The 768-nt window shown below is 40.0% G+C and carries 1 protein-coding gene; it reads left to right on the top strand.

Features of this window, described 5'->3' with window-relative positions; all coding sequences use genetic code 11:
• Positions 1-160 precede the first annotated feature (160 nt).
• Positions 161-616 carry an IS200/IS605 family transposase gene (gene tnpA / locus G5B11_RS18715; RefSeq protein WP_117853754.1) on the top strand — a complete coding sequence of 152 codons (456 nt, stop codon included), beginning with the start codon at positions 161-163 and terminating at the stop codon, positions 614-616.
• The last annotated feature ends 152 nt before the right edge of the window (positions 617-768 follow it).

Here is a 768-nt window from a genome sequence, read left to right as displayed (position 1 = left end):
TACGGCTTTAGCCTGTTCAAAATGTCTACGCAGCGTGTAGGCATTTTGAACTATAACCCACCTGCTTCGCGGGTGGTGACCCATTGTTATACGCAAAAATCACCTTTCCGTACTATAATAGAGGTGTCCAGCCACTATTTACGAAAGGAAAGGTGATTTTATGGCAAAGAAAACGAATGATTTATCACACACAAAATGGATGTGTAAATATCACATTGTCTTCACTCCAAAGTATAGACGAAAAATAATTTACAATCAATACAAAGCTGATATTCGTGACATTATAAAACAGTTATGCTCTTATAAAGGAGTAGAAATAATCGAAGGGCATCTTATGCCCGACCATATTCATATGTTGGTCAGCATACCACCAAAATATAGCGTATCTAGTTTTATGGGATATTTAAAAGGAAAGTCAGCACTTATGATATTTGATAGACACGCAAATTTAAAGTACAAATTTGGAAACAGACATTTTTGGAGTGAAGGATTCTATGTTAGTACAGTAGGAGTAAATGACGCCACAGTACGCAAGTATATCCAAGAGCAGGAAAAATATGATATTATGCAGGATAAACTTAGCGTAAAAGAATATGAGGACCCTTTTAAGGGTTAAGGCGAAGTAGTACAAATGCCCTTTTAAGGGCGGCGACGAGTCAAGAGCAATGTGGCTGGAGCAAAGCGAAAGCCAGCGCCTTGAGACGCTGGCCTAGCATTAAAGGCTTATAGCCATCCTACGAGCCACCCGTTTCACGGGTGGGGGCGACT

The sequence above is a fragment of the Blautia glucerasea genome (genome assembly GCF_013304385.1).
GTDB lineage: Bacteria > Bacillota > Clostridia > Lachnospirales > Lachnospiraceae > Blautia_A > Blautia_A ammoniilytica.
This window is presented reverse-complemented; position numbering and strand designations above follow the sequence as displayed.

Coding starts and splice junctions, on each gene's coding strand:
- tnpA (WP_117853754.1), top strand. CDS start 161: ATGGCAAAGAAAACGAATGATTTATCACACACAAAATGGATGTGTAAA.